We start from the raw sequence: 1,183 nt of genomic DNA, 5'->3' as shown, positions 1-1,183 counted from the left end.
CGCCTTGATGACGGCAACCGCGGCCTTGCGCACGCCGCATCGGGAAGCAACCTACCGGACCCTGATCGGCTTGCTGGCCGTGACCGGAATGCGGGTTGGAGAAGCGATCGGCCTGGACCGCGACGACTTCGATGCGGTCGGCGGCGGCCTCACCATTCGGCGCGGAAAGTTCGGAAAATCCCGCGAGTTGGCGTTACATCCGAGCACTGTTGCGGCCGTCGGCAATTATCTGCGCCGGCGCGATCGACCCCGCCGGCCGCCGAACACGCCCGCCCTGTTCGTCTCACCGGCCGGCACTAGGCTGCTCTATGTGAACGTTCAAAACACGTTCCAGAAGCTCGTCTGTCGCGTCGGCATCGCCCCGCGCTCGGCAGGGTGCCGACCACGGCTCCACGACCTGCGGCACGCGTTTGCCGTTCGCACGCTTCTTGATGCTTATCGCGACGGCGGCGACCCGGGGCGCCGGCTTGCCCTGCTGTCGACCTATCTCGGTCACGTCGATCCGGGCAAGACGTACTGGTATCTCTCGGCGGCTCCGGAATTGCTGCAACTGGCCGGTGATCGTCTGGAACGACGGATCGGAGGCGGCGCATGACCGCCCTCAGCGCGACCTTGCAGGCGTTCTTCACCGACCGCCTGATCCGGCAGCGGCAAGCCAGCCCGCATACGCTCGCCGCCTATCGGGACACCCTGCGGTTGATGCTGGTCTTTGCCGCCGCGCGGCATGACACAGAGCCTTCCAGGCTGGAGTTCAACGACCTCGATGCCGCGTGTGTCGGCGACTTCCTCGATCACCTCGAGCGTCATCGAGGCAACAGCGCGCGGACCCGGAATGCGCGGCTTGCCGCAATCCGGTCGTTGTTCCGGTTCGCCGCCCTTGGTTATCCTGAGTACGCCGCGACAATCGAACGGGTGCTCGCGATTCCGCCTAAGCGTTTTGAGCGACGGCTTGTGACGTTCCTGACGGAGGAGGAACTCGATGTATTGCTGTCCGCCCCCGCGCGGTCGACCTGGACCGGGCGGCGCGACCACGCCTTGCTTCGGCTCGCCGCCCAAACCGGCCTGCGGGCGTCCGAACTGATCGGCCTTCACTGCGCCGATATCCACCTCGGTTCCGGCGCTCATGTCAGCTGTATCGGAAAGGGGCGAAAGCAGCGGATCACACCCCTTACCTCCAACATGG

Annotated in this window: 2 protein-coding genes; both read left to right on the top strand. The window is 65.8% G+C overall.

Going from position 1 to position 1,183, the window contains the following annotated elements:
- The coding region (locus AC0L3H_RS32890; RefSeq protein ID WP_473588237.1) for a tyrosine-type recombinase/integrase at positions 1–595 on the top strand (595 nt) is incomplete at its 5' end.
- The coding region (locus AC0L3H_RS32885) for a tyrosine-type recombinase/integrase (protein ID WP_473588236.1) at positions 592–1,183 on the top strand (592 nt) is incomplete at its 3' end. The genes AC0L3H_RS32890 and AC0L3H_RS32885, both read left to right, overlap by 4 nt.

It is taken from the genome of Mesorhizobium sp. WSM4816 (assembly GCF_055811535.1).
The sequence above is the reverse complement of the archived record's forward strand: the minus strand, read 5'-3'. Positions and strand labels throughout refer to the sequence as shown.